This window comes from Pseudomonas sp. 5P_3.1_Bac2 (assembly GCF_025465995.1).
GTDB lineage: Bacteria > Pseudomonadota > Gammaproteobacteria > Pseudomonadales > Pseudomonadaceae > Aquipseudomonas.
The window spans coordinates 138,404-164,755 of the sequence record NZ_JANLNY010000030.1 but is presented as its reverse complement, the minus strand read 5'-3'; the positions used below and the strand labels follow the sequence as shown (position 1 = coordinate 164,755).

Annotated in this window: 23 protein-coding genes and 2 pseudogenes; 12 read left to right on the top strand and 13 right to left on the bottom strand. The window is 59.5% G+C overall.

Annotated features, from left to right (window positions below; translation table 11 throughout):
- Positions 1-4: 4 nt before the first annotated feature.
- Complete coding sequence (locus NTD81_RS20160; protein ID WP_410017191.1) at positions 5-973, bottom strand: aliphatic sulfonate ABC transporter substrate-binding protein; 969 nt, start codon at positions 971-973, stop codon at positions 5-7.
- Positions 974-1,350: 377 nt separating this feature from the next.
- Between NTD81_RS20160 and NTD81_RS20155 the strand changes: the two genes are divergently transcribed.
- The 10 genes from NTD81_RS20155 (at position 1,351) to NTD81_RS20110 (ending at position 10,205) form a co-directional block, all read left to right on the top strand.
- Positions 1,351-2,670, top strand: a complete 1,320-nt coding sequence (locus NTD81_RS20155; RefSeq protein WP_262184526.1) for an OprD family porin — start codon at positions 1,351-1,353, stop codon at positions 2,668-2,670.
- Between the two features lie 127 nt (positions 2,671-2,797).
- Complete coding sequence (locus NTD81_RS20150) at positions 2,798-3,784, top strand: aliphatic sulfonate ABC transporter substrate-binding protein (protein ID WP_262184525.1); 987 nt, start codon at positions 2,798-2,800, stop codon at positions 3,782-3,784.
- A gap of 3 nt (positions 3,785-3,787) precedes the next feature.
- The gene (locus NTD81_RS20145; RefSeq protein WP_262184524.1) at positions 3,788-4,600 is read left to right on the top strand and encodes an ABC transporter permease; all 813 of its coding nucleotides are present in this window, start codon (positions 3,788-3,790) and stop codon (positions 4,598-4,600) included.
- A 261-nt stretch (positions 4,601-4,861) separates the two neighbouring features.
- Complete coding sequence (locus NTD81_RS20140; protein ID WP_262184523.1) at positions 4,862-5,500, top strand: peroxiredoxin; 639 nt, start codon at positions 4,862-4,864, stop codon at positions 5,498-5,500.
- A gap of 9 nt (positions 5,501-5,509) precedes the next feature.
- A complete protein-coding gene (ssuE, locus tag NTD81_RS20135) occupies positions 5,510-6,103 on the top strand; it encodes an NADPH-dependent FMN reductase (RefSeq protein ID WP_262184522.1) in 594 nt (197 codons plus the stop codon).
- Positions 6,104-6,177: 74 nt separating this feature from the next.
- Entirely contained in the window at positions 6,178-7,146 is a 969-nt protein-coding gene (locus NTD81_RS20130) for a sulfonate ABC transporter substrate-binding protein (RefSeq protein ID WP_262184521.1), read from the top strand.
- 61 nt (positions 7,147-7,207) lie between these two features.
- Positions 7,208-8,356 carry an FMNH2-dependent alkanesulfonate monooxygenase gene (gene ssuD / locus NTD81_RS20125; RefSeq protein ID WP_262184520.1) on the top strand — a complete coding sequence of 383 codons (1,149 nt, stop codon included), beginning with the start codon at positions 7,208-7,210 and terminating at the stop codon, positions 8,354-8,356.
- A gap of 9 nt (positions 8,357-8,365) precedes the next feature.
- On the top strand, positions 8,366-9,160 hold the full coding sequence (ssuC, locus tag NTD81_RS20120) for an aliphatic sulfonate ABC transporter permease SsuC (protein ID WP_262184518.1): 795 nt from the start codon (positions 8,366-8,368) through the stop codon (positions 9,158-9,160).
- Positions 9,157-9,957 (top strand): aliphatic sulfonates ABC transporter ATP-binding protein, encoded by an 801-nt coding sequence (ssuB, locus tag NTD81_RS20115; RefSeq protein ID WP_262184517.1) that lies wholly within the window; start codon positions 9,157-9,159, stop codon positions 9,955-9,957. Before ssuC ends, ssuB begins: the two co-directional genes overlap by 4 nt.
- Before the next feature lie 32 nt (positions 9,958-9,989).
- Positions 9,990-10,205: a molybdopterin-binding protein gene (locus NTD81_RS20110; RefSeq protein WP_262184516.1), complete on the top strand. Its 216-nt coding sequence runs from the start codon at positions 9,990-9,992 to the stop codon at positions 10,203-10,205.
- Between the two features lie 382 nt (positions 10,206-10,587).
- On the opposite strand, the gene putA is transcribed toward NTD81_RS20110, so the two are convergent.
- The 12 genes and pseudogenes from putA to NTD81_RS20055 all read right to left on the bottom strand — a co-directional run bounded on the left by putA (position 10,588) and on the right by NTD81_RS20055 (position 25,167).
- Positions 10,588-14,529 carry a trifunctional transcriptional regulator/proline dehydrogenase/L-glutamate gamma-semialdehyde dehydrogenase gene (gene putA / locus NTD81_RS20105; protein ID WP_262184515.1) on the bottom strand — a complete coding sequence of 1,314 codons (3,942 nt, stop codon included), beginning with the start codon at positions 14,527-14,529 and terminating at the stop codon, positions 10,588-10,590.
- Between the two features lie 348 nt (positions 14,530-14,877).
- Positions 14,878-16,503 carry a methyl-accepting chemotaxis protein gene (locus tag NTD81_RS20100; protein WP_262184514.1) on the bottom strand — a complete coding sequence of 542 codons (1,626 nt, stop codon included), beginning with the start codon at positions 16,501-16,503 and terminating at the stop codon, positions 14,878-14,880.
- Between the two features lie 73 nt (positions 16,504-16,576).
- The gene (locus tag NTD81_RS20095) at positions 16,577-17,800 is read right to left on the bottom strand and encodes an EAL domain-containing protein (protein ID WP_262184513.1); all 1,224 of its coding nucleotides are present in this window, start codon (positions 17,798-17,800) and stop codon (positions 16,577-16,579) included.
- Positions 17,801-17,819: 19 nt separating this feature from the next.
- On the bottom strand, positions 17,820-18,863 hold the full coding sequence (locus tag NTD81_RS20090; protein ID WP_315974705.1) for a chemotaxis response regulator protein-glutamate methylesterase: 1,044 nt from the start codon (positions 18,861-18,863) through the stop codon (positions 17,820-17,822).
- Positions 18,863-19,363: a chemotaxis protein CheD gene (locus tag NTD81_RS20085; RefSeq protein ID WP_262184512.1), complete on the bottom strand. Its 501-nt coding sequence runs from the start codon at positions 19,361-19,363 to the stop codon at positions 18,863-18,865. The genes NTD81_RS20090 and NTD81_RS20085 overlap by 1 nt, the downstream gene beginning before the upstream one ends.
- Positions 19,360-20,211 (bottom strand): CheR family methyltransferase, encoded by an 852-nt coding sequence (locus NTD81_RS20080; protein WP_262184511.1) that lies wholly within the window; start codon positions 20,209-20,211, stop codon positions 19,360-19,362. The genes NTD81_RS20085 and NTD81_RS20080 overlap by 4 nt, the downstream gene beginning before the upstream one ends.
- On the bottom strand, positions 20,208-20,714 hold the full coding sequence (locus tag NTD81_RS20075) for a chemotaxis protein CheW (RefSeq protein WP_262184510.1): 507 nt from the start codon (positions 20,712-20,714) through the stop codon (positions 20,208-20,210). The genes NTD81_RS20080 and NTD81_RS20075 overlap by 4 nt, the downstream gene beginning before the upstream one ends.
- Positions 20,715-20,725: 11 nt before the next feature.
- A pseudogene (locus tag NTD81_RS21545) lies at positions 20,726-21,487 on the bottom strand (methyl-accepting chemotaxis protein); the annotation flags it as partial.
- 330 nt (positions 21,488-21,817) lie between these two features.
- Positions 21,818-22,336 (bottom strand): annotated as a pseudogene (locus NTD81_RS21540) (MCP four helix bundle domain-containing protein); the annotation flags it as partial.
- Between the two features lie 17 nt (positions 22,337-22,353).
- Positions 22,354-24,465: a chemotaxis protein CheA gene (locus NTD81_RS20065; protein ID WP_262184507.1), complete on the bottom strand. Its 2,112-nt coding sequence runs from the start codon at positions 24,463-24,465 to the stop codon at positions 22,354-22,356.
- Positions 24,462-24,788 (bottom strand): lipid asymmetry maintenance protein MlaB, encoded by a 327-nt coding sequence (locus tag NTD81_RS20060; RefSeq protein ID WP_262184506.1) that lies wholly within the window; start codon positions 24,786-24,788, stop codon positions 24,462-24,464. The genes NTD81_RS20065 and NTD81_RS20060 overlap by 4 nt, the downstream gene beginning before the upstream one ends.
- Before the next feature lie 10 nt (positions 24,789-24,798).
- Positions 24,799-25,167 carry a response regulator gene (locus tag NTD81_RS20055; RefSeq protein ID WP_262184505.1) on the bottom strand — a complete coding sequence of 123 codons (369 nt, stop codon included), beginning with the start codon at positions 25,165-25,167 and terminating at the stop codon, positions 24,799-24,801.
- Positions 25,168-25,397: 230 nt separating this feature from the next.
- Here NTD81_RS20055 and NTD81_RS20050 point away from each other — a divergent pair, with 230 nt between their 5' ends.
- Both NTD81_RS20050 and NTD81_RS20045 read left to right on the top strand, forming a co-directional pair.
- Complete coding sequence (locus NTD81_RS20050; protein WP_262184504.1) at positions 25,398-25,880, top strand: LEA type 2 family protein; 483 nt, start codon at positions 25,398-25,400, stop codon at positions 25,878-25,880.
- A gap of 87 nt (positions 25,881-25,967) precedes the next feature.
- Complete coding sequence (locus NTD81_RS20045) at positions 25,968-26,309, top strand: zinc ribbon domain-containing protein YjdM (protein ID WP_262184503.1); 342 nt, start codon at positions 25,968-25,970, stop codon at positions 26,307-26,309.
- Positions 26,310-26,352 lie beyond the last annotated feature (43 nt).

The window sequence follows — 26,352 nt, the reverse complement described above, 5'->3', positions numbered from 1 at the left end:
ATGATTAATGATCCGTCCAAATTGGTACTGCGTGCGCATCAATAGCCTTGGGCAACACGCCCTCACTGACAAACGCATCGGCGATTTTTTGTTGCTCATTCAAACTGTCTGGTTGCACCAGAGTAACTTGATAACTGCGGCGACTATTAGCCAGTTCAACAATCTGCGACGGCAAGTTACCCCACAGCGGACTAAGAATGTCGGCACCTTGTTTCGGGTTAGCCCGCAGCCAGTCACCGGTTTTAACCAATTCAGCAAACACTATCTTCAGCGCTTTCTGATGATCTTTGGCGTAACTGGTGCTGGTTAAGTAGTAGCGCTGGTAGTTAGCCAAACCTGTGCCGTCCGTCAAAGTGCGCGTAGGCAACTGTTGCTGCGCCGCACTTAAGAAGGGTTCCCAAGTTACCCATGCATCGACTTTGCCGTTTTCAAACGCGGCGCGTCCGTCGGCCGGGCTTAAATAGGCTGGCTGAATATCCGAAAACTTAAGGCCGGCCTTAGCCAAGGCGGCAATCAACAAATAATGACTGCCAGCGGCTTTGGTCACTGCAATCTTTTTGTCTTTTAACTGTTGTAGATTTTTAATCGCTGAGTCATTACGCACGATCACGGCCTGTGCCGTTGGTGACGGGCTTTCCTGGGCAAAGTAAGTTAAATCAGCCCCGGCGGCTTGCGCGAAGACCGGCACGGTATCAGCCACATCAGCGGATAAATCGATGTTGCCGACATTTAAAGCTTCTAACAAAGGCTGGCCGCTCGAGAACTCGTGCCAACTGATACTAATGTCGAGTTTAGCCAGCGCTTGCTCAAGATTACCGTTGGCCTTAAGCAGGCTGATAAGTGTCGAAGACTTTTGATAACCGATACGCAGTTTTTCGGCTGCTGTGGCAGGCAGTGAAAAAGATAAGGAAAGTGCTGCGACTAGGCCCATAGCCAGTATTGGCCGCAGAAAGAATTGGGAGTGTTGTGTCATGGCAGACCTCATTACTAGCGTGCCGGCCATTTCTACAAACCGGTTCACGACAACTTCTTAGGATAGGGAAGCACGGTGATCCGGCTGTAACACAAGCTAAATGATCTAAAAAAACCTTAGCAAGTATTTTTTGGTTATTAGCTTAGAGGTGTCCTGCTTAAAAGGATTTATTCCGTTTTGATCTTACAAAGTGAAAATAAATTCTTTTCGGGACTTTTCATTAATCCTTAATGTTCGCCCCAGCCGACACAGGACAGTCGGGCCGAAAAATAAGGGGCATTAGTGTTTTGCTAAGGCAGACGCCTACCTTCGTCACACCTTAGCCCCTCTGCAGCGCCCATCAATAACAGTAATAGACCTGCATTTGGAGCTTAGAAATGAACAAATCCACTCTGGCAGTGGCAGTAACTCTAGCGGCACTCGCAAACCAAGCTACTGCTGCTGGTTTTATCGAAGACAGCACCGCCACCCTTGGACTGCGCAACTTTTATTACGACCGTAACGACAAAAACACCGACAACAACAACGGCGAAGCCCGCGAATGGGGCCAGGGCTTAATTTTTAACTACACCTCCGGCTTCACCGAAGGCACTGTGGGCTTCGGTTTGGACGCCATTGGTTTGGTCGGTATTCGTTTGGACAGTGGTGGCCGCAACAATAAAGTCGGTCGCGACCGCACCCCCGGCCAAGTGTTCCCAACTGACCACGATGGCAGCGCGGTAGATAGCTACGGCAAAGCCGGGGTAACCGGTAAAGTGCGTTTTGCCAAAACCGTGGCTCAAGTCGGCACCCTGCTGCCGAAGCTGCCTGTGGTGACCTATAACGACGGTCGCCTGCTGCCACAAACCTTTAAAGGTGGCCAGGTCACCTCCAACGACATCGATGGTTTGACCCTGCTCGGCGGTAAGCTGGAAAGCAGCAAAGGCCGTAGCTCCACCGATGACGTACAGCTGAAAGTGGCCGGTGCCGGCGCTAACGCTGACACCAACAAGTTCTACTACGCCGGTGGCGACTACAAGCTGACTAAAGATCTGACCTTGCAGTACTACTACGGCAACCTCGAAGACTTCTACAAACAGCACTTCCTGGGTCTGACCCACAACTGGGCTCTGCCGGTTGGTGCGTTGAAGACGGATCTGCGCTACTTCAACAGCAGCTCCGACGGCAAAAACGGCAGCGGCAGCGGCCGTAGCGAGGGCTACAGAAGCAACGGTTACTGGCATGCTGGCGACAGCAAATCCGGCGAAGTGGATAACCAAGCCTGGAGCGCCATGTTCACCTATAGCCTGAGCGGTCATGCGGCGAGCCTCGGCTACCAGCAACTGTCGGGTAAGAGCGACTTCCCGTTCCTCAACCAGGGTGAAGGTGCTACTGCTTACCTGATCACTGACCGTCAGATCGGTAAGTTCCTCAATGCCGGTGAGCGCACTTGGCTGGCCGAGTACGGCTATGACTTCGCCACCCTCGGCGTACCGGGCCTGAAAGCCACCATCACTTACCTGTCCGGCGACAATATCGACGCCGCTAACGGTGATAACAAAGAGTGGGAACGCGACTTCCGTCTCGACTACGTGCTGCAGGATGGCGCCCTCAAAGGTCTGGGCTTCTCCTGGCGTAACGCCAGTCTGCGCGGCAACGACAGCACCGACCAAGACGAAAACCGTCTGATCGTCAGCTACAGCCTGCCCCTGTTCTAAGGGCCTGCGCTGCCTACAAGCGTTGTCTACCGGCCTGTCATCAGGCCGGTTTTCTTAGTAGCTGTAACAGCCCTGAAGTGCCCGACCACGGGTCGACAGGCGCCAACCCTAACCAGAGGAAACGACCATGGGTCTGTTCAATCTGCGTCGGGGGCTGACCGCCCTGTTCTTGGCGATTCTGCCTGCCGGCGCCCATGCCGCCACACCTAACGAAGTCCGTTTGGACTACGCCTATTACGCCCCCACCAGTTTGGTTCTGAAGCAACAAGGCCTGCTGGAAAAAGCCTTGCAGCCACAAGGCATTGCCGTGAAGTGGGTGTTTAGCCAAGGCAGTAACCGCTCCCTCGAATACCTTAACGGCGGCAGCACTGACTTTGCTTCCACCGCAGGCCTGGCCGCAGTGCTCAGCCGTGCCAATGGCAGCCCGATCAAAACCATCTACATCGCCAGCCGCCCGGAATGGACCGCCTTAGTGGTGGGCAAGGACTCGCCGATCCACAGCCTGAGCGACCTCAAAGGCAAGAAAATCGCGGCCACCAAAGGCACTGATCCATTTCTATTTGTGCTGCAAAGCTTGCAACAAGCCGGGCTGAACAAAAACGCCGTGGAGATCGTTCATCTGCAGCACCCCGATGGCCGCGTCGCCTTGGAACGTGGCGATGTGGATGCCTGGGCCGGGCTTGATCCGTTGATGGCCGCCAGCCAAGTGCAGGCCGGCTCGCGCCTGCTCTATCGCAATGTGCAGTTCAATAGCTATGGCGTACTCAGCGTCAGCGAGAAGTTTGCCGCCGAGCAGCCCGAGCTGATCAAGCAAGTACTCAGCGCTTACGAACAGGCGCGCCAGTGGGCCATCGCCAACCCCGAGGCGCTGGCGCAGTTACTCGCCAATGAAGCCAAGCTGCCGCTGGAAGTGGCCAAGCTGCAACTGTCGCGTACGGACTTCAGCAACTCGGTGCCGGGCGCCGAGCACATCAACGCACTTAAAACCGCTGCGCCGATTCTGCTGGAAGAACAGTTGGTCCGCCCAGGCACCGATGTGCTCAAGGTGGTGGATGAGTTGATCAGCCCAGAGTTTGCCGCAAGCCTGAAGCAAACCCAGGCGGTGAGCCAATAAGGCATGTTGATGTCGACGACGCAGCAACCGCCACAACCGGCCAAGCGCAGTCGCCTTAAAGCGCTGCGCGGCTGGCTGCTGCCAATCGCCCTACTGCTGCTGGTGGAGCTATTGGTACGCAGCAATCTAGTGCCGGCGCATCAATTACCGGCGCCCTCGCAGGTGGCACAAACCCTCTACAGCCTGGCCCTCAGCGGCGAGCTGAGCAAACACGTCGGCGCCAGCCTGTTGCGGGTGCTGACAGGTTTTACTTTGGGTGCAGGCTTAGGCATTGCGTTTGGCATTTGGGTCGGCCTCAGCCGCCGTGCAGAGGCCTACCTAGACCCAAGCTTCCAAGGCCTGCGTGCCATTCCCAGCCTGGCCTGGGTGCCGCTGCTGCTGTTGTGGCTGGGCATTGATGAAACACCCAAGGTGGTCTTGATCGCCTTGGGTGCGTTCTTTCCGGTGTATCTGGCCTTACTCGCCGGGATTCGTAACGTTGACCGCAAACTGGTCGAGGTCGGTCAGCTGTATCGCTTGAGCCGCTTAGGCTTAGTCCGTCGCGTGTTGCTGCCAGCCGCTCTGCCCAATCTGTTTACCGGCCTGCGCGGCGCCTTGAGTCTGAGCTGGATGTTTGTGGTGGCGGCAGAATTAATCGCCGCCACTCGCGGCCTCGGTTACCTGCTCAGTGATGGCCGCGAAACCTCGCGACCGGATCTGGTCATCGCGGCCATCTTGCTGCTGGCGGTGTTGGGCAAACTGAGTGATGGCCTCATCAAGTTTGTCGAGACGCGGTCACTGCGTTGGCGTGACAGCTACCAGGGCGGCGGCGACTAGTGCCTTCATCGGCAGGCCACGTTCAGCGCGCAGCAGGTTAACGCAAGCCGATCGACACGCCGGCGTGTCCGGCCCATCCCAGCCGCCCGGCACTGCGCCAGCCATACCTCGCGGTAGAGCCTTAGCGGCCAAATTTCCCGGGGATTTTCCCACAATAAATATTCCTTAAAGTTATAAACAAATTGTTATTTATTCTTTTTAAAATCTAACGAGCCTAAGCATAGTGAGCGCCACGCAACGACTCACCTTAGGAGCTCAACCATGTCCATCCGTTTAGGCGATATCGCCCCTGACTTCGAACAAGACTCCAGTGAAGGCCGCATCCGTTTCCACGAGTGGCTGGGTAACAGCTGGGGCATTCTGTTCTCCCACCCTGCCGACTTCACCCCGGTGTGCACCACCGAGCTGGGTTATACCGCCAAGCTCAAAGAGCAATTTGCCGAGCGCGGGGTCAAAGCCATCGCCCTCTCCGTTGACCCGGTCGACTCGCACCTGCGCTGGATCGATGACATCAACGAAACACAAAACACCAAGGTCAACTTCCCGATTCTGGCCGACGCCGATCGCAAGGTGTCTGACCTCTATGACCTGATCCACCCGAACGCCAACGACACCCTGACCGTGCGCTCGCTGTTCATCATCGACCCGAACAAAAAGGTCCGCCTGATCATCACTTATCCGGCCAGCACCGGGCGCAACTTCAACGAAATCCTGCGGGTGATCGACTCCCTGCAACTGACCGACAACCACAAAGTGGCCACCCCAGCGAACTGGGTCGATGGCGATGACGTGGTGATTGTGCCGTCGCTCAAGGACGAAGAAGAAATCAAGCAGCGTTTCCCCAAAGGTTACCGCGCCGTTAAACCTTACCTGCGTCTGACCCCGCAACCGAATCGTTAAGGAGCCAGCATGCTGGTGGTTACCCTGGGTGGCAGCCCAAGCCAGAAGTCCCGTAGCAATATTTTGTTGGATCGCAGCAAAGCTTGGCTCCAGCAACACGGCATTGAGGTGGTGAGTTATCAGGTTCGCGACTTTGACGCAGCAGATTTGTTATTCGCCAACTTCGCAAGCCCAGCAGTCCAGCAACTGATTCAACAGGTGGAGCGCGCTGACGGTTTGATCATTGCCACACCGGTGTACAAGGCCTCGTTTTCCGGGGCATTGAAAACCCTGTTGGATGTACTACCCGAACGCGCCCTGCAGCACAAAGTGGTGTTGCCCATCGCCACCGGCGGGAGCAGCGCACACATGCTGGCTGTGGACTACGCCTTAAAGCCGGTGTTAGCCGCCCTGAAAGCGCAAGAAATGCTCCATGCGATTTTTGCTGAAGACAGCCAGATCGCCTACGCCGACCACGACACACCGGTGCAGGTGGCACCGGCCCTGGCCCAGCGTTTGGATGATGCCTTACAGCACTTCCAGCAGACCTTGGCCAGACGCAGCAGCGTCATTGAACCAGGGGTGTTGAACGATCGACTGATCAACGCCCGCTTTAGCATCTGAACACCGCAACACCACCTTACTGGTCCGCTAACGGACGAGCAGGTCGCCAACACAAAACCTATAAGGAGTGCGTTATGCGCAGCATTATTTCGCGTCGTAGTTTGGCCGCCCTGTTCGTTGCGGCAGTATCCATCAGCGGCTTTAGCCAGGCCCAGGCAGAAACCCTGCGCATTGGCTTCCAAAAATCCGCCGCCACCCTGAGCCTGCTGCGTGCCAGCGGCACCTTGGAGAAGCGTCTGGCGGATCAGGATGTCGACGTAAAGTGGGTCGAATTCCCCGGTGGCCCGCAGTTGCTTGAAGGTCTTAACGTCGGTTCAGTGGACTTCGGCCTGACCGGCGAAACCCCACCAGTATTCGCCCAGGCCGCCAGCGCGGACCTGCTGTATATCGCTTACGAACCGGCCTCGCCAACCTCTGAGGCGATTCTGGTGAGCAAGGATTCGCCGATCAAATCGGTGGCCGAACTCAAGGGCAAACGTGTGGCCCTGAACAAAGGCTCCAACGTTCACTACCAACTGGTACGGGCCTTGGAAGAAGCGGGCCTGAAGTACAGCGATATCCAACCGGTGTACCTGCCGCCCGCAGATGCCCGCGCCGCCTTTGAAAGTGGCAGTGTCGATGCCTGGGTGATCTGGGACCCCTTCCTCGCCGCCGCTGAGCAACAGCTGCAAGCGCGCACCTTGCGCGATGGCAAAGGCCTAGTGAACAACTTCCAGTTCTATCTGGCCACCGGCAAATACGCCAAGAACAGCCCACAAGTGCTCAGCGTGCTGGTGGATGAAGTACGCAAAGTCGGCGAGCAGATCAAATCTGACTACGCCAGCGCCACCAAACAAATCGCGCCGATCCTTGGCCTGTCAGAAGCAATCACCCGTACCTCGGTGGAGCGCCAGCAATACGGTGCGCAGTTCATCACTCCTGAAGTCACCGCTGCGCAACAACAAATCGCCGATGCTTTCACCCAACTGAAGTTGCTACCTAAAGCCTTGGTTATCAAGGACGTTATCTGGACGCCGCCGGCCAATATCGCCAAAGCCCAGTAAGACAACCGCGCGGCCTGCGCAGGCAGGCCACGCGGCATTAATTTCTTAAGGAGACCACTCCGTGAGCTTAAATATTTTTTGGTTCTTACCAACCCATGGCGACGGCAAATACCTGGGCACCAGCGAGGGCGCACGCGCCGTCGATCATGGTTACCTGCAGCAAATTGCCCAAGCCGCAGACCGCCTTGGCTTTGGCGGCGTACTGATCCCAACCGGACGCTCTTGCGAAGACTCCTGGCTGGTCGCCGCCTCGTTGATTCCTGTAACCCAGCGCCTGAAGTTCTTGGTCGCCCTGCGCCCAGGGATTATTTCGCCGACCGTGGCGGCGCGTCAGGCAGCAACCCTGGATCGTCTGTCCGGTGGCCGCGCGTTGTTCAACCTGGTGACAGGGGGTGATCCGGAAGAACTGGCCGGTGATGGTTTGAACCTGAACCACGCCGAGCGTTATGAAGCCTCGGTGGAGTTCACCCGCATCTGGCGCCGGGTCATGGAAGGCGAAACCGTCGATTACGACGGCAAACATATTCAAGTCAAAGGCGCCAAGCTGCTTTACCCACCGCTGCAACAACCGCGTCCACCGCTGTATTTCGGTGGTTCTTCAGAAGCTGCGCAGGATCTCGCCGCCGAGCAAGTGGAGTTCTATCTGACCTGGGGTGAGCCGCCAGCCGCCGTGGCCGAGAAGATTGCCCAAGTGCGCGAGAAAGCCGCCAAGCAAGGCCGCGAAGTGCGCTTCGGGATTCGCCTGCACGTGATTGTGCGCGAGACCAACGAAGAAGCCTGGGCCGCCGCTGACCGCCTGATCAGCCATGTGGATGACGACACCATTGCCCGCGCCCAAGCCTCGCTGTCGCGCTTTGACTCAGTCGGGCAACAGCGTATGGCCGCCCTGCACGGCGGCAGCAAAGACAATCTGGAAGTGTCGCCGAACCTCTGGGCCGGGGTCGGCCTAGTGCGCGGTGGTGCGGGTACGGCCCTGGTCGGTGACGGCCCGACTGTTGCGGCACGGGTGAAGGAATACGCCGACCTGGGCATCGACACCTTTATCTTCTCCGGCTACCCGCACTTGGAAGAGTCCTATCGAGTCGCCGAGCTGTTGTTCCCGCACTTGGACGTTAACCGTCCACAGCTGCCGGAGAACGTCGGCTACGTCAGCCCGTTTGGTGAAATGATGTCCAGCGATCTGCTGCCCAAATCGGCCTCGGCGAGTTAAGGGGCGGCAATGAGCACATCGAAAACCAAACAATTGGCGCTGCGCTTAGCGCCCTGGGCCCTGCCCATCGCCTTACTGGCGTTCTGGCAGATCGCGGTGGTCAGCGGCCTGCTGTCCACCCGTATTTTGCCGGCCCCCAGCGCCGTGCTGAGTGCTGGCTGGCAACTGATCAGCAGCGGTGAAATCTGGACCCACCTGGCCATCAGCGGCTGGCGCGCCGGTATCGGCTTTGGCATCGGTGGCGGCTTAGGTCTGCTACTGGGTTTCATCACTGGCCTGTCGAAATGGGGCGAACGCCTGCTCGACAGCTCGGTGCAGATGATCCGTAACGTGCCGCACCTGGCGCTGATCCCACTGGTGATTCTGTGGTTCGGCATTGATGAAAGCGCGAAGATTTTCCTCGTCGCCCTAGGCACGCTGTTCCCGATTTACCTCAACACCTACCACGGTATTCGTAACGTCGACCCGGCGCTGGTGGAAATGGCGCGCAGCTACGGGTTGTCTGGTTTCAGCCTGTTCCGCCAGGTGATTCTGCCGGGCGCCCTGCCCTCGATTCTGGTCGGCGTGCGCTTTGCCCTGGGCTTTATGTGGCTGACCCTGATCGTCGCGGAAACCATTTCCGCCAGCTCAGGCATTGGTTACTTGGCCATGAACGCCCGGGAGTTTTTGCAGACCGACGTCGTGGTGCTGGCGATTCTGCTCTACGCCGTGTTGGGCAAGCTGGCTGACGTGGCCGCCCGGGGTCTGGAGCGTGTGTGGTTGCGCTGGCATCCGGCTTATCAGAGCAAGGGGAATCAGCAATGACCGCGCTGCATACGTTGAAACGCGGTATTCCGCTGGCGATTAACAATATCCACAAGGCCTTTGGTGAACGAGAAGTTCTCAACGACATTCAACTGAATATTCCGGCTGGCCAATTTGTCGCGGTGGTAGGCCGCAGCGGCTGCGGTAAGAGCACCCTGCTGCGCTTGCTCGCGGGCCTCGATGAGCCGACCCAAGGCGCGCTATTGGCCGGAGCGGCAACCTTGAACAACGTGCGTGATGACATCCGCCTGATGTTCCAGGACTCGCGCCTGCTGCCGTGGAAACGCGTGATCGATAACGTCGGTTTAGGTCTGACCGGTGATTGGCGCCCGCAAGCCCAGCAAGCGCTGGAAGCTGTCGGCCTGGCTGATCGCGCCCATGAGTGGCCGGCGGCGCTTTCCGGTGGACAAAAGCAGCGCGTGGCCTTGGCCCGGGCGCTGATCCATCAACCGCGCTTGCTGCTGCTTGATGAGCCGTTGGGCGCGCTGGATGCCCTGACCCGCATCGAGATGCAGCAGCTGATCGAACGTCTGTGGCAACAACATGGTTTTACCGTGTTGCTGGTGACCCATGATGTCAGCGAGGCCGTGGCCATTGCTGACCGGGTGATCCTGATCGAGGACGGCCAGGTTGGGCTGGATATTGAAATCGATTTGCCGCGTCCACGTCAGCGCGCTTCGGCACGCCTGGCGGCCTACGAGGAACTTGTGTTGAACCGGGTACTGGCCCTGCCGGAGTTGCCGCCCCAACCTGATCCTGTTTCCCCTTTGCCCACGCAACTGCGTTGGGCGCTCTAAACCCTAAATCGTGATTTTAAAGGAGCTACACCATGACTATTAAAGCCATCAACGTTCGTAACCAATTCAAAGGCACCATCAAAGAAATCGTACTCGGCGACGTGCTCTCGGAAATCGACGTACAAACCGCTTCGGGCATCGTCACTTCGGTGATCACCACCCGTTCGGTACGTGAGCTGGAGCTGGCCGTAGGCAGCGAAGTAATCGCCTTCGTGAAGTCCACAGAAGTGTCGATTGCCAAGCTGTAATTGGGCCTAAATGGCTGCAGTGCGATTGGAACGGAGCGGATAGCTCCGTTCCCGCATTGACCGGTAAGCCAATGCTGCACACAGATGTGCATAGACATGCACGGATAGAAACAGGCTGTAACGGGTGGATAACCCAAGTTGCATAACAGTCTGTGGGGTTCAGGCTCCCGAAAGCGCCTGAGGGTGGCGGTAAGCCGATGTTGCATACAGCGATTACTGACTGCTCGGCGAGCAATGCCCACCATTTCCTACTCTTGCTTAGTCGCTAAGAGCACCATCACAGTCACCCACTGCGCCAGATAATGGCCGCAGCGAAATGACCCGTAGATGACGCCCCTCGCGCGTCTTGACTGAGCCTGTAGCAAGCCCAGCCAATACAGGGTTAACCGATGGTCATCAGGCTGGCGTTACCGCCTGCGGCCGCGGTGTTAATACTCAGAGCGTGCTCAATCAGCAAACGTTCCAACGCAATGTCGGTTTCGCCCTTGGCCAGACCACTGACCCCGATAATGGCACCACGACGCTTGGCGGCCAGCTGGCAAACTTCACGCAGCTGATCGGAGTCACCGTGGTGGATGATCGCATCAAAGTTCAGCTCGCTCTCGTGCCACTGCGCCAGCAGAGTGATGCGGCGTTGCACGTCCTGCGGCAGCTCGGCCAGCAGTTGGCGGGTCAGCTGGCTGTCCTGCCACAGCACCTGGGAACCCACGGCCAGCACGCCAGCCAATTGCACCAGCAGATCCGCACGCTCATCCGCCAGACACAATACGTGCTCACGGGGCAACAAGCTGTAGGTGTTGCGTTCGCCAGTCGGACCTTGCAGCTCTTGCACAGTGCCGGACTGGGCCAGCTCGGCGTAGCGCTGGCTCAGGCTGAGCAGGTTGGGCTCTTGCTGCTTGGCCCAGGTTTGCAGACTTTGCAGCAACGCCGCGTGCTCGGCCGGACGCTGGGTTTCATCTGCCGAGCGCTGCAGTTGCTTGGCCACGGCATCCTGCGGACGGGTCGCCAGCAAGCGGTACATATACAGCGGGCCACCCGCTTTCGGCCCCGTGCCGGACAAGCCTTCGCCACCGAACGGCTGTACCCCCACCACGGCCCCGACAATGTTGCGGTTGACGTAGAGGTTGCCGACTTTGGCGCTGTCCACCACCTGCGCGATGGTCTCGTCGATACGGGTGTGCACGCCCAGGGTCAGGCCATAGCCGCTGTCGTTGATCTGCTGCAGCAGTTGCGCCAGATCCGCACGGGCATAACGCACCACGTGCAGCACCGGGCCGAAAATTTCCCGCTGCAGTTCGCTGAAGCTGTCCAGCTCGATCAAGGTCGGAATCACGAAGGTGCCGTGCTTGATCTCTTCGCCTTTAACCCGCGCCAGCTGGTGAACCTTACGGCCTTTGCTGCGCATGGCTTCGATGTGCTTATCGATACCCGCCTTAGCTTCGGCATCAATCACCGGACCGATATCCGTGTTCAAACGCTCAGGGTTACCCAGGCTGTACTGCGCCATGGCGCCTTTGAGCATGGTGACCACGCGATCCGCCACGTCTTCCTGCACGCACAGCACGCGCAGTGCCGAGCAACGCTGACCGGCGCTGTCGAAGGCCGAGGCCACCACATCGACCACCACCTGTTCGGTGAGGGCTGAGGAGTCGACGATCATGGCGTTCAGACCACCGGTTTCGGCGATCAGTGGCAGCGTGCGACCTTGGGCGTCGAGACGACCCGCCAAACCGCGCTGGATGATCCCGGCCACTTCAGTGGAGCCCGTGAACATCACGCCACGTACACGCTCATTGCCAGTCAGGCCTGCACCGACGGTTTCACCATCACCTGGCAGCAGTTGCACAGCACCCGCCGGCACGCCAGCTTCATGCAGGATGCGCACGGCTTGCGCGGCGATCAGCGGGGTTTGCTCAGCCGGTTTAGCCAGCACGGTATTACCGGCGGCCAGCGCAGCGGCGATCTGCCCGCTGAAAATCGCCAGCGGGAAGTTCCACGGGCTGATGCACACCACGGGGCCCAGCGGACGGTGGCTGTCGTTGCTGAAGTGCTCACGGGCCTGGGCCGCGTAGTAGCGCAGGAAGTCCACCGCTTCACGCACTTCGGCGATGGCGTTGGCGAAGGTCTTGCCCGACTCGCGCACCAGCAGGCCCATCAGTTGTTGAATCTCGCCTTCCATCAGGTCGGCGGCGCGCTCCAGCACAGTGGCGCGCTCAGCCGGCAAGGTCGACTGCCAGATCTGTCCGCTGGAGATGGCGCACAGCACGGCGTTTTCCACGTCCTGGGCAGTGGCTTGGTGGACATAGCCGACGATGTCGCGCTGATCGGCCGGGTTGCGCACCGGCTGCGCCGGGCTCAGCTCGCTGAGTTCACAACCGAGCAGAGGCTGGGCCTTGTATTCGCTGTTAACGCTGCTCAGCAACGCCGACGACAAGGAACCCAAGCGGTGTTCGTTGCTCAGGTCGATGCCGCTGGAGTTAAGCCGCGCCGCGCCGTACAGATCGCGCGGCAAAGCAATGCGCGGATGGGGCAAGCCAACGCCGCCCTCTTGCGCCGCCATCTGCTCAACCTGAACGACGGGGTCTTGCACCAGCTCGTTGAGGGAGATGCTGTGGTCAGCGATGCGGTTGACGAAGCTGGTGTTGGCGCCGTTTTCCAGCAGGCGACGGACCAGATAGGCCAGCAGGGTTTCGTGGCTGCCAACCGGGGCGTAGATGCGGCATGGGCGGTTAAATTTGCCGTCCGCGACCTTGCCCACCACTTGTTCGTACAGCGGCTCACCCATGCCATGCAGGCATTGGAACTCATACTGACCGGGGTAGTAGTTGCGCCCGGCGATTTGATAAATGGCCGACAAGGAGTGGGCGTTGTGGGTGGCGAACTGCGGGTAGATCGCCTCCGGCACGGCCAGCAGTTTGCGCGCACAGGCAATGTAGGACACGTCGGTGTAAGGCTTGCGGGTATACACCGGATAGCCTTCCAGACCTTCGACCTGGGCGCGTTTGATTTCGCTGTCCCAATACGCGCCCTTCACCAGACGGATCATCAGACGATGGCGGCTGCGCTTGGCCAGGTCGATGACATAGTCGATCACATAGGGGCAACGCTTCTGGTAAGCCTGAATGACGAAGCCGATACCGTTCCAACCGGCCAGTTCCGGGGCGAAGCACAGACGCTCAAGCAGGTCGAGGGAGATTTCCAGACGATCAGCTTCTTCGGCGTCGATGTTGATGCCGATGTCGTACTGCTTAGCCAACACGGTGAGGTTGAGCAGGATCGGGTACAGCTCGTCCATCACGCGGTCGTGCTGGGCGCGGCTGTAGCGCGGATGCAGGGCCGAGAGTTTGATCGAGATCCCCGGGCCTTCGTAGATGCCACGGCCGTGGGAGGCCTTGCCGATGGCGTGAATCGCTTGCTCGTAAGAGCTGAGGTAGAACTTGGCGTCTTCCTCGGTCAGCGCAGCTTCGCCGAGCATGTCGTAGGAGTAGCGGAAGCCTTTGTTTTCCAAGGTGGTGGCGTTGGCCAGGGCTTCAGCAATGGTTTCGCCGGTGACGAACTGCTCGCCCATCAGGCGCATGGACATGTCCACACCCTTACGAATCAGCGGCTCGCCGCCCTTGCCGATGATGCGGTTAAGCGACGTCATCAGGCCGGCTTCGTTGTGCGTGGCCACCAGCTTGCCAGTGATCAGCAGGCCCCAGCTGGCCGCGTTAACGAACATCGACGGGCTCTGGCCCAGATGCTGGCTCCAGTTGCCGCCGCTGATTTTGTCGCGGATCAGCGCATCGCGGGTGGCTTTGTCGGGAATACGCAGCAGCGCTTCGGCCAGGCACATCAGTGCCACACCTTCTTGCGAAGACAGCGAGAACTCTTGCAGCAGACCTTGCACCAGGCCCTGACGGCCGCCGGCGTTCTTCTGGTTGCGCAGTTTTTCGGCAATGCCCAGGGCCATCTTGTTGGCCGCTTCGGCGGTGTCTTCTGGCAGGCGCGCCTGCTCCAGCAGCATGGCAATGGCTTCTGGCTCTGGACGGCGGTAGGCCGAGGTGATCGCCGCGCGCAGCACTGACTGCGGCAGAATGCTTTCGGCGAAGTCGAGGAACACCTGCAAGCCTTGCTCGGTCAGGGTTTCTAACGGCTCATCACCCGCGGCCACGGCCAAGCCGCTTAGCTCTGGAGGAGTAAGACCGCCCTCAAGCTGCTCGAGGTAGCTATAGATGGCTTGTTTGATCAACCAGTGCGGCGTGCGGTCAATGGCTTGGGCAGCCAGTTTGAGGCGCTCACGGGTTGCTTCATCGAGCTTTACGCCAAGGGTGGTGGTAGCCATTGGATTGTCCTGTCTAGGGATGTGGGGCGTAGCAAAACGGCGCAGAGAGTAAACCCACTTCGGGCAAAGGTGCAACTAGGTGCAACCCGTCGAATTCTGTCGAAAATAACCTTAATACGCAGCCAGACCTTAGTCTAAAAGGCTCTACAGGCGGCCTCAGAGCGGCCTTCAGGGCCATAACCGGGCCACCATTACTGGCATCTGCCAAGCCCTGAAGAAAAAAGTGCAACCCAACAAGCAACCGGGTTGCACTCTAAATAATGGATGCCCTTTTAAAGCAAAGCACAGGCCAACAGAGGCTGCACAACCGCCGACCAACTGCATGTCGCGGCGGCGGTGCGGCGGCCTTTAGGCGCGGAATAAAGAGATTTGCTGCTGCAAACGCACCGACAATTCGGCAAGCGCCTGGCTGGCAATCGCACTTTGCCGGGAGCCCTCGCCCACCTCACTGATCCCGCTTTGAAAGCGCGTGATGTTTTCATTGATCTCGTTGGCCACCGACGTTTGCTCCTCCGTGGCGGTGGAAATCTGCGCGTTCATATCGGCGATGATCTCCACCGCCCGGGTAATCGCCTCCAGCAAACTGCCGGACTCGGCCGCCTGGCTGGCACTGCGCTGGGCCTGCCCGCGCGCCTCATCCATAGCGCCCACCGCTTGGCGGGCCGAGTTTTGTAACTCATCGATCATGCCGCGAATCGACTCGGTGGCTTGCTGGGTATTACCGGCCAGGCTGCGCACCTCATCGGCCACCACGGCAAACCCGCGCCCGGCCTCACCAGCCCGCGCCGCTTCAATTGCCGCGTTAAGGGCCAGCAAATTGGTTTGCTCGGCCACCCCGCGAATAGTGGTCAGCACCTGGCTGATGTTCTCCGACTGGGTATTCAAGCGCTCGATCACGCGGGTGGCGCTGTCCACCTTCTCGGCCAACAACTGCATGGCCTGCACGTTACCGCGCACCGTAGTGCTGCCCTGGCGCGCCTGCTCATCGGCCGAGGTGGCTTGTTGGGCGGCGCTCAAGGCGTTACCGGCGACCTCCTGGATCGCGGCGCTCATTTCATTGATCGCCGTCGCCACCATCACCACCTGATGCTCCTGATCGCCGGCGGATTGGCTGACCTGCTGGCTGATCGCGCTCATCTCTTCGGATGACGAGGCCAGTTGCTCGACCGCGCCACGCAGATCGGCGATCAAGCGCTGGAAGCGTTCCATCATGTGGTTAAAGGCACGCCCGGTGCTGGCCAGTTCATCGCTGCCGACCACCTCCACGCGCCGAGTCAGGTCGGCGTTTTCGGCAATGGCGCTGATCACCCTGTGCATATGGCTGAGCGGAGCGCTGATGGAGCGGTAAATCGCCCAAGCCAGCAGAGCCAATACCACCACCACCACGGCGCAGCCAATCACATAGCTGGCCGAGAGGGTATGAAAGCTTTGCCGCGAGTCTTGATTGAATGCGCTGGCGATTCGCACCTGATAGTTAAACAGGGCATCGAACACGCCCAACCACTGGTCATACACAGCATAGGTTTCGCGGTTCAAGCTGGCGTCGTCGAGACCTTGAAGGGAGCCATCGGCCACTTGCGCCAGACGCTCCTCAATCAACTTCAGCACTACCGGCTGCACCCCTTTGGCGTCGTCTAATAAGCGCGCCTCCTCACCGGAAATAGAGGTCACCAAGTAGTCGTTCCACGACTTATTGGCCCGTTCCAGCGAAGCCTGTACCTCTGTGCGATAGGTGACGTCGTTGATCAGCCCGGCCCGAAATTTACTGGGCAGGTCGATCAACGCATTGGCGTAGTTATTGGTCACCGAGCTGAGTTGCTGCATCGGCTCAACACGGTCGACATACAGGCTGTCGATGCCCGAATTAAGCTGAGCCATTTGTTGCAACGACACGCCGGCTAATAACACCAACACCAGTAACGGCGGGACAAACAGTAATAGCAGACGGAATTTTACCGAGATGGAACTGAACATAGGGCTGCCCTCAAAGTACTTTCTTATTAGCCCGCAGCCTGTTCCATCAGACCTACCGCCTAGCTATGGATCCTTACTCCTTAGTGAGGGCCTGCAAATGCGGTTGGTGCTTATGCAACCAACTCAGCACTTGCTCACCGGGCATGGGTTTCGCAATGAAAAACCCCTGCACTTCGGCGCAGCCCAAATTACGCAATAACTTCCAGTCCGCGAGGGTTTCGACTCCCTCGGCGACTACCCCTAAACCTAGCTTGTCAGCGATATCCAAAGCGCTCTCCAGGAGGATGCGCAACTGGTGGCTATCGCTGGCACCATTGACGAAGGCGCGGTCGACCTTCAACTCAGTACAGGGCACCCGCGCCAACTGCAACATGCTGGAAAAGCCAGTGCCGTAATCATCCACCGACAAGCCAAAACCATGCAGGCGCAACCGCGCCAACGTCCCCAAGGTCACCCCCAAGTCGGTGATTAACGCCCCCTCGGTGATTTCCAAAATCAGGTACTGCGCAGCAATGCCACTGGCACTAACGCGGGCAATAATCTCATCGGCCAAACTGCTATCGGCTAGAGAGTGCGCACTGATGTTTAGTGACACCGTTAGCATTTGCCCGGCGCTATGCCAGCTCTGGCAGTGCTGCAAAGCCAAGTCGAGCATTTGCAAGGTTAGTTGAGAGATATACGGGCTGCCTTCGACCATCTCGATAAACAGCAGTGGGCTGAGCACACCGAACTGCGGATGCTGCCAGCGCGCCAAGGCTTCCATCCCTTTAACCAGACCATCGCTGAGGCGCACCTTGGGCTGAAAATAAGCGGTGAACTGCTGCTCATGCAGCGCCTGGACAATGTCCTGCTCACTGAGCTGCGGCCCTTGCGCCACTTTTAGGCTGGATTGTGCCTGGGTTGGCTCGATGGCAAAGCGCCTGAGGCTGTCACTTAACTGCTGCTCGCTGATGGGCTTTTGCAGCACCCCTAGCAGGCGCAGGCCCAAGCTATGGCCCATGCTCTGCACCACGTTGAGCAGCACACTCTCACGACCACTGACCACCACCACGGCGGGGTTGAGCTGCAAGCGGGCCATTTCATTGAGCACCTGCACGCCATCTAAGCCGGGCATTTCCAGATCCAGCACAATGGCTTCAATCTGCGGGTTATGGCTCATCTGTGCGATGCCATCGAGGCCATCTTCGGCCAGCAGCACCTCGGCAATCCCCAGCTTGCGGCATAGGCCCGCAGTAAACTGGCGTTGCAGCACGCTGTCATCGATCACCAGTACATGCTGCGGCAAGCCGTTGGACATCGCGTTATAAACTCCCACCCTAGGCCCAAGCCAAAAGCTGCGCAGCGATCTCATCCAAGCCTAAGACCTGATCAGCGGCACCTAATTTAATCGCCTCTTTGGGCATACCGAATACCACGCAGCTGTGCTCATCCTGAGCCACGGTGCTTGCCCCAGCCTCGTGCAGAGCTAATAAGCCGCGCGCGCCGTCATTGCCCATTCCTGTCATCAAGACCGCCAACACATTTCGCCCGCCCAGCAACGCTGCCGAACGGAACAGCATATCCACAGACGGCCGATGCCGACTGACCAAGGGTCCATCTTTGATCTCCACCCAATAACGTCCGGCATCGTGCTTGAGCAACATATGCCGGCCGCCCGGCGCAATCAGCGCCAGACCGCTGCGCAGGGAGTCGCCGTGCTGCGCCTCACGCACCTCGATGGCCGCTAAGCCATTAAGGCGCTCGGCAAAGCTGCCGGTAAAGCCCTCGGGCATGTGCTGCACGATCAATACCGGCGCGGCGCTGGCCGGCAACTGCCGCAGTACATATTCCAACGCTTGCGTGCCGCCCGTGGACGCGCCCATCAGCACCAAGCGCTCGCTAGAGGGCACTGGCAGCGCGTGCCGTGCAGGCACAGCAAGGCTGGCCACATCCGGAGCCGCTTTAGTCAGTGTAGGCGCTAGCCGCGCTTTTGCTGCCGCGCGGATCGACGCCACAAACTGCTTGCCACTGCCGTGGAGAAAGTCGCGCAGACCGACACTGGGCTTGCCGATTACCTCCACTGCGCCCGCCGCCAACGCCTGCTGAGTCATGGCCGCACCCTGGCTGGTAAGGCTGGAGCAAATCACCACAGGCGTCGGCCGGCTGGCCATGATCTGGCGTAAAAAAGTCAGGCCATCCATACGCGGCATTTCAATATCCAGCACCAGCACATCCGGCCATTGCTGCTGCATGCGTTGCATGGCCAGTAACGGATCGAAGGCCGCGCCAATCACTTCGATGTCGGCATAGGGCGCCAGCATCTGCTGCATCACTTCACGCATTACCGCGGAGTCATCGACGATAAGTACCTTGATCGTCATCAGCTGGGTTCTCCGCTGTCCACCGTCAAGGGCGCGCCACGGCGCAGCCACAGCTCTCCACTGGCGAGTTCAAAGCGTAAAAAACGACTGCCCTCGCCGCCCAGATCCATGGCCTGCGCCTTAAGCCCCTGGTCAGCCAGCAGCTGCTCGACGAAGGCGATATTCTGCGCACCGATATCACTGTGCAGGCTGCTGTCAGTGCTGCTTATGCTGCGCGCGCCGCCGAATAATTTGATCTGCGCTTGCTCCGGGCGCAGGCCATGCAGTCGCATCTGCCGACACAACCACAGCCAGGCATCGACACCGTAGCGGCCATCCAGTTCGCGGTTAGGCTCCTGGCTACGCGCCGTACCCGGTAACTGAAAGTGGCAGATGCCGCCTTTGCTGGCATGGGGAAACCACAGGACGATAGCCACGCACGGGCCTAACAAGGTTTCCACGCGCACATCACCGCCGCCGAAATACAGCTCGCCAGGATTAAGAAAGCAACTGCGGCTCATGGCCCAACCCGGCGATAGATCGAGGTCGCCACCTGCTGTAACGGTAAGTCGTGCTGGTGCAGCGCCTCCGAGTGGCCAACCATCAACCAGCCGCCGGGCTTTAGGTGCTGCACCACGTTGTGCAGCACGCGCAGCTTGGTCGGCTGATCGAAATAAATCAGCACATTGCGCAGCAAAATCAGGTCAAACATACCCAGCGCCGGCATCGCTAAATTGAGATTAGCCTGGGCAAACTCAACGCCATCGCGCAGGCACTGCTCCAGCAAAAAATAGCCCAGGTACTGGCCCTGGCCCTTCAGGCAATAACGCTTGAGGTACGGATTGGGGATCTTGCTGCCACGCTCCAGTGGGTACAGGCCACGGCGCGCCATGCCCAGCACCGGACGACTGATATCGCTGCCCAGCACCCGCCAGCGCGCATGGCTTCTAGCCTCGTGCAGCAGCATGGCGAGGGTATAAGCCTCCTCGCCGGTCGAGCAGGCCGCGCTCCAAACGCGAAAGTCCGTCTGCTGGGCATAGGCTGGGAGGATGCGCTGCTGAAGAAACTCGAAGTGCTTCGGCTCACGAAAAAAATAGGTTTCGTGGGTGGTGATCAAATCGATGGCAATTTCCAGCTCGGCCGCGCCTTGGGGCGCCAGCAGATATTGGTAATACTGCTGATAGCTGCTCAGCCCCAGTGCGGCTAAACGCTTGGCCAAGCGGCCACAGACCAAGGGCTTTTTTACCAGCGGCAGCTGGATGCCGATTTGCTCATAAAACAAAGCCTGCAACAGCACAAACTCGCCATCGCTCAGAGCAACGGGCAAGCCAAAGGCATGCAGTGGTTGCGGGCTAGGCATGGCGCTCATGCGTAGCTCGCCACTAAGGCGGCCAGCTCTTGCAGGGACAGCACCTGGTTGATGTCCAGCACCACCATAAACTGCTCCTGATGCTCGAGGATGCCGGCAATAAAGTCGGCCCGCAGCCGCGCGCCAAAAGTCGGCCGCGCCTGCACCTGGTTCAGCGGCACATCGAGCACGGCGTTGACCGTGTCGACCATGATGCCCAGGCTCTGCACGCTATCGCCCTGGGCCAGTTCAACGATCACGATGCAGGTGCGCTTGCCGATCCGCATCGGCTCACGCTCAAAGCGCACCGCCAGATCAATCACCGGCACCACGGCGCCACGCAGGTTGAGCACCCCGCGCAAAAATTCAGGCATGAGCGGGATGTGCGTCAGCGCGCTGAACTCGATGATCTCCCGCACCTGCTCAATCGGCAGGGCGAACAGCTCCTCGCCCAACGACAGGGTCAGGTATTGCCGCACCTCGGCAGCAGCAGCGCTGGCAACCGGGTCTAACAGACTGGTCATGGCCCGGCCTCCTAAAAGCGGGTAAAGGCCGACTCATCAATCGGCTCATCCGGGGGCAGACGGCGCAGCGGCTGGGTCATTTTGTTGCTGGCTTTAGGCGGCACAAACGGGGCCTGCCGCAAGCTGTGCTCGGCCAACTGGAAGTACTGGATCATGTCCTGCAGCTGCACCGCCTGGCTGCTCATTTCCTCGGAAGTGGAGGACAGTTGCTCGGAGGCGGAAGCGTTGACCTGGGTGATCTGCGCCAGTTGGCTGACGGCCAGATTGATCTGCTCCAGGCCCGTGTTTTGCTCGCGCGAAGCGGCAGAGATTTCCTGGACCAGGTCGGCGGTTTTGCGAATCGACGGCAACATTTGCTCCAGCAACTGCCCGGCGCGCTCGGCCGAGTTGACACTGGCGGCAGCCACCGCGCTGATTTCTTGCGCCGCCACCTGGCTGCGCTCGGCCAGCTTGCGCACCTCGGCGGCGACCACGGCAAAGCCTTTGCCGTGGTCACCGGCACGGGCGGCCTCGATGGCGGCATTGAGGGCGAGCAAATTGGTTTGGTAAGCGATGTCATCGATGATGCCGATTTTGCCGGCGATCTGGCGCATGGCCTCGACCATTTCGCGCACCGCTGCGCCGCCCTGCACGGCATCTTGAGACGACTGGCTCGCCATCAAATCGGTGGCCCGGGCGTTGTCGCTGTTCTGCGCCACAGTGGCGGCAATCTGCTCCACCGAGGCGCTGGTTTCCTCAACGCTGGCGGCTTGCTCCGAGGCGTTCTGGCTCAGTGCCTGAGCCGACGCCGCGACCTGCTCGGAAGCCGAAGCCAGCGCGTCGGAAGTCATGCGCACATCAGCCATAATCCCGCGCAGGCGCAGCACCATCTGCTGCAAGCTGTAGAGCATGCTGACCTGGTCGTTATCGCGCAGTTTGATATCCACGGTCAGATCACCAGCGGCCACCCGCTGCAATGACTCCATGGCGGTAAACGGCTCGCCGCCGAGTTGACGCAGCAGGCTGCGGGTAATCAACGCGCCCAACAACACCGCCAGCAGAATGCTCAGCACCACGCCGATGATCGCCACCACCAGAATCACGCCGAAGCGTTCGTGCGCCTGGTCGTACTCGCTCTTGGCCACCAGCAACTGCACCTCCACCAGTTGCTCAAAGCGTCTGGAGACGGGATCGATACTTTGATACAGCTGGGTTTCGACAAACTGCTCAAGGGCGGCCTGGTCTTTGTCCTCAAGAATCTGGCGCAGCTGGCTGGTGGCGTTATCGGCATCGCTGAGTAGCGGTTTCAGCTCTTCCACCAGCTCACGCTCACGGCCAACCAGGCGCGTGTTGGTGTAGCGCTGCCAATCCAGTTTGATCGCCTCCTGCGCCTTGTTCACGTTGCGCAGGCCATCCTCCCAGCTGTACAGCCCGACGCGGACTTTTTGACTGGTATCGACGATGCTCACCGCATAGTTATCCGCCAGCATCTTCAACTCACGCAGCGGCACCACACGGTCGTTGTAGACGGTTTCCATGCCTTGATTGGATTCGCGCATGCCGTAGATGCCCATCACGCCAATCAGCAGCAAAAACAGGATCAATACTCCGGCCAGCAGGAGCAGGCGCGTCGCCACCCTCATCTTATCGAACATAAGCATTACCCCACTGTTGTATGCCCTGTGCCCGCAGCGCTCTGGCTGAGGGCAAAGGCTTCGGCGCGGCTGACCGCGCGTTGAATCAAATGGCCGACATCAAGGATCAGGGCTACGCTGCCGTCGCCCAGGATGGTCGAACCGCTAAGTAATTTGTTTTGCGCGAAGATGTGGCCCAACGGCTTGATCACCGCCTGCAGCTCGCCCAGCAACTGATCGACCACCACCCCGGCGCGACTGTTGCCGAACTGCACCACCACTAAACTTTCCCGGCCGCCTGCCGGCGCCGTCAGGCCAAACAGGCTGCGCAAACGCACAAAGGGCAGCGGCTCGCCGCGCAGGTTGAGCAGGTCGTTAAGATCGCGGTGCTGGCCCAGATCCACGCACTCCACGACTTGCTCCAGCGGCAGGACAAAAGCCTCATCGGCCACGCGCACCTGAAAGCCATCGATGATCGCCAGCGTCAGCGGCAACCGGATCCGTACCGTGGTGCCCTGCCCCGGCTGGCTGAGCACCTCGACCTCACCGCGCAGGCGCTCGATATGGCTGCGCACCACATCCATGCCCACCCCGCGCCCGGAGAGGTTGGTCACCTCTTCAGCGGTGGAAAAGCCGGCGGCGAAGATCAGCCGGTACAGCTCGCTGTCGCTCAGGTTCTGCTCTGGCGCCAGCAGGCCCTGTTCGATGGCCTTGGCGGCGATGCGCTGGCGATCCAGACCGCGGCCATCGTCACTGACTTCAATAACGATGCTGCCGGACTCGTGATAGGCATTCAGACGCAGCACCCCACGCGCCCGCTTACCACTGGCCACACGCTGCGCCGCGCGTTCGATGCCATGGTCCAGGGCGTTGCGCACGATATGCAGCAGCGGTTCGGCCAAACGCTCGACCATGGATTTATCCAGCTCGGTATCGGCGCCGGTAATCAACAGCTCAACGTCTTTATCCAGCTCCTTGCTGAGGTCGCGCACCACCCGTGGCAGACGCTGGAACACCTCGCCGACGGCGACCATACGCAGCGACAGCGACACATCGCGGATCTCCTCGACCAGACTGGTGACCACCTCATTGGCTTGCTGCATCGCCACCGGGCTGCCCTGGCGCAACGATAAACTGGCCGCCGCGCCGGCAATCACCAACTCGCCGACCAGGTTGATCAGCTCATCCAGCTTGCACACCTCAACTTTGACAAACAGCTGCTCCTGGCCGCGCGGTTGCTTGCCTGGCTTGCTCTGCTTAGGCCCGGCGCTGGCCGTAATACCCGCTGACGCCTCGACCTGGGCCAGCAGTCGTTGCAACTGCGCGGCCGTGATGGCGCCGCTGTCATGAAGAATCTGCGCCAGGCGCGCCCGCGGTTCAGGCAAGCGGCTCAGCAACCGCTCGTAGTCGGCCAGAGAGCTGTGCGGCGCCAACAGCAACAGCAGGCTGTCGTCGCGGATAAACTCAAAAGCGGCCTCAATCGCGGCTTGATCGGCGCTGGTTTCAAACTCAATTTCATAGCCCAAGTAGCTGGCCTCAGCATCGAAGTGCTGCGCCTCGGGCAGGTTATCGCTCAGGGTATGCAGGCTGACAATGCGCCCGAGCTTGCTCAGGTAACGCAAAAACGACAGCGGATCGAGGCCATTGCGCAGCACATCGGCGTAGGGCCGCAGAGAAATATGCCAACGGCCGCTCAGCGCGGTTGGCGCTGCGCTGACTGGAGCAGGTGGCGCAACAGTGGCCGGCGCGGGCGTCAAATAGGCCTGCAGTTCCTCGAGCAATTGCGCCCGCAGTAACGGGTTGGGCTCTAGGGATTCCTGCGACTGTTCCACCGCCGTCACCAGACTGCCGATGTAGTCGCCACAGCGCAGCAGCAGTGACAGCAGACGGCCATCTAGCGCCGTGTGACCGGCACGCACCTGCTCCAGCAGGCTTTCCAGCACATGGGTGAAACCCACCAAGCCGTCTAGGGCAAAGATCCCTGCTGAGCCCTTGATGGTGTGCGCTGCACGAAACACCGCATTGATCTGCTCGCGGTCGTAACCGCCACTCTCGATCTGCAGCAACGCCGCATCCATCTCGGCGAGCAGCTCGCGAGCCTCCTGAACCAAGATGGCGCGGGCCTGATCCAGATTCATGGCTGGGCCTCGCCGGCCTGTGCCGGGGCATCCAGCTCAGCGCGCAGGTTGAGTAAATCCAACACCTCACAGATCACCGGTGAGTGGCCGGTCAGACGCAATTCGCGCTCGCCCTGCAGCGCCTCGCGCTTGAGTAATAAGAGCAACTGCAAGGCCGCGCTGTCGAAATCGTCGACGCCGCTGAGGTCGATATCGAGGCTGTTTTGCTCGGCCAATAACGCCAGCAACTCACCTTTAAGGCGCTGGGCGCTGTAGATATTAAATTCGCCGCTCAGGGCGCAGATGCAGCGGCCAGCGGTCTCGTAAGTATTGATCAGCGCCACGTTGATGCCCTCAAGGTGCAATCAACTTAGCCACGGCATCGAGCAACACCGCAGGTTGAAAGGGTTTGACCAACCACGCCCGAACCCCGGCAGCGCGCCCCGCGGCACGCATGGATTCGCTGGTTTCGGTGGTGAACATAATCACTGGAGTAAAGCGGTAGGCGCTGAGTTGCTTGGCGGCTTTGACGAAACTCAGGCCGTCCATGTTGGGCATATTGAGATCAGAGATGATCAGATTGATCTTGCGCCCATCCATCAGCCGTAAGCCGGCCTGACCATCGTCGGCCTGCAACACCTCATAAGCAGCATCCTGCAACGCCTGACTAAGCACTTGGCGAATACTGCTGGAATCATCCACAACCAAGATCTGCTTGGCCATTGTCCTGCTCCCTGTGAACATCACTCGCCCTGGTCACGTCCGTGCGCCTGCCACTGTCGCGCACCATGCCAGCAAAAACTATAGGTGACGCTTGGCGTCTGAGCTAATCGCCGACCTGAGAAATCCTCAGCTATTAGCCCCTTAGGCGCTATTGTTCAGGCAAAGTGGATAGACCCAGCGGCGGCGGACGCGTTCCTCTGCCTCACTTCAATTGGTTACGGATTTTCACCATGCGCCATACCTTGCCCTCATTGCTGCGTTATCTGCTGCTTGCCAGCCTGCTGCTAGGCGTGGCGGCCTGCAGCAGCTGGCCCCTGCGCGATCCGCTGCAGATCCAACTGGTCAATGTCGAGCCCTTGCCGGGCGAAGGCCTGGAGATGCGCTTTGCCCTGACCTTGCGCGTGCAAAACCCCAACGACAGCGCCATCGAGTTCAACGGCATGGCCTTTAACCTGCGGGTTAACCAGCAGCCGTTGCTCAGTGGGGTGAGTGATCAAAGTGGCCAAGTGCCGCGTTATGGCGAAACCTTGCTGCGCATTCCAGTCAGCCTCTCGGCGTACTCGGCGCTGCGCCAGGTCATGGCCGCGAGCAACTACCGCGCTGGGCAAAGTCTGCCCTATGAGCTCAACGGCAAACTGTCCACCGGCCTGCTCGGCAGCGTGCGTTTCAGCGACCGTGGCAACCTTGACTGGCCCAGTCCTGTGGCGCCTTAGGACGCAGGCCAAGGGCTGCAAAACACGCCGGCGCAAAACCCTATACAATATGCGGCCTTTTCTATTGGAAACCTCAAGGACATAACAGTGAGCACTCTTCCACCCTGCCCCAAATGCAACTCCGAATACACCTATGAAGATGGCAGCCAGCTGGTGTGCCCGGAGTGTGCCCACGAATGGTCGGCAGACGCTGCACAGGACGGCGGCGATGACGTCAAAGTGATCAAAGACTCGGTGGGTAATGTGCTGCAAGACGGCGACACCATCACCGTGATCAAAGACCTCAAGGTCAAGGGCTCGTCGCTGGTGGTGAAGGTCGGCACTAAGGTGAAGGGCATCCGCCTGTGTGACGGCGATCACGATATCGACTGCAAGATCGACGGCATCGGCGCGATGAAGCTCAAGTCCGAGTTTGTCCGCAAGGTCTGATGACCCCGCGACACATAACCCCAGCCTAAGTGCTGGGGTTTTT

Coding starts and splice junctions, on each gene's coding strand:
- NTD81_RS20160 (WP_410017191.1), bottom strand. CDS start 973: ATGACACAACACTCCCAATTCTTTCTGCGGCCAATACTGGCTATGGGC.
- NTD81_RS20155 (WP_262184526.1), top strand. CDS start 1,351: ATGAACAAATCCACTCTGGCAGTGGCAGTAACTCTAGCGGCACTCGCA.
- NTD81_RS20150 (WP_262184525.1), top strand. CDS start 2,798: ATGGGTCTGTTCAATCTGCGTCGGGGGCTGACCGCCCTGTTCTTGGCG.
- NTD81_RS20145 (WP_262184524.1), top strand. CDS start 3,788: ATGTTGATGTCGACGACGCAGCAACCGCCACAACCGGCCAAGCGCAGT.
- NTD81_RS20140 (WP_262184523.1), top strand. CDS start 4,862: ATGTCCATCCGTTTAGGCGATATCGCCCCTGACTTCGAACAAGACTCC.
- ssuE (WP_262184522.1), top strand. CDS start 5,510: ATGCTGGTGGTTACCCTGGGTGGCAGCCCAAGCCAGAAGTCCCGTAGC.
- NTD81_RS20130 (WP_262184521.1), top strand. CDS start 6,178: ATGCGCAGCATTATTTCGCGTCGTAGTTTGGCCGCCCTGTTCGTTGCG.
- ssuC (WP_262184518.1), top strand. CDS start 8,366: ATGAGCACATCGAAAACCAAACAATTGGCGCTGCGCTTAGCGCCCTGG.
- ssuB (WP_262184517.1), top strand. CDS start 9,157: ATGACCGCGCTGCATACGTTGAAACGCGGTATTCCGCTGGCGATTAAC.
- NTD81_RS20110 (WP_262184516.1), top strand. CDS start 9,990: ATGACTATTAAAGCCATCAACGTTCGTAACCAATTCAAAGGCACCATC.
- putA (WP_262184515.1), bottom strand. CDS start 14,529: ATGGCTACCACCACCCTTGGCGTAAAGCTCGATGAAGCAACCCGTGAG.
- NTD81_RS20100 (WP_262184514.1), bottom strand. CDS start 16,503: ATGTTCAGTTCCATCTCGGTAAAATTCCGTCTGCTATTACTGTTTGTC.
- NTD81_RS20095 (WP_262184513.1), bottom strand. CDS start 17,800: ATGTCCAACGGCTTGCCGCAGCATGTACTGGTGATCGATGACAGCGTG.
- NTD81_RS20090 (WP_315974705.1), bottom strand. CDS start 18,863: ATGACGATCAAGGTACTTATCGTCGATGACTCCGCGGTAATGCGTGAA.
- NTD81_RS20085 (WP_262184512.1), bottom strand. CDS start 19,363: ATGAGCCGCAGTTGCTTTCTTAATCCTGGCGAGCTGTATTTCGGCGGC.
- NTD81_RS20080 (WP_262184511.1), bottom strand. CDS start 20,211: ATGAGCGCCATGCCTAGCCCGCAACCACTGCATGCCTTTGGCTTGCCC.
- NTD81_RS20075 (WP_262184510.1), bottom strand. CDS start 20,714: ATGACCAGTCTGTTAGACCCGGTTGCCAGCGCTGCTGCTGCCGAGGTG.
- NTD81_RS20065 (WP_262184507.1), bottom strand. CDS start 24,465: ATGAATCTGGATCAGGCCCGCGCCATCTTGGTTCAGGAGGCTCGCGAG.
- NTD81_RS20055 (WP_262184505.1), bottom strand. CDS start 25,167: ATGGCCAAGCAGATCTTGGTTGTGGATGATTCCAGCAGTATTCGCCAA.
- NTD81_RS20050 (WP_262184504.1), top strand. CDS start 25,398: ATGCGCCATACCTTGCCCTCATTGCTGCGTTATCTGCTGCTTGCCAGC.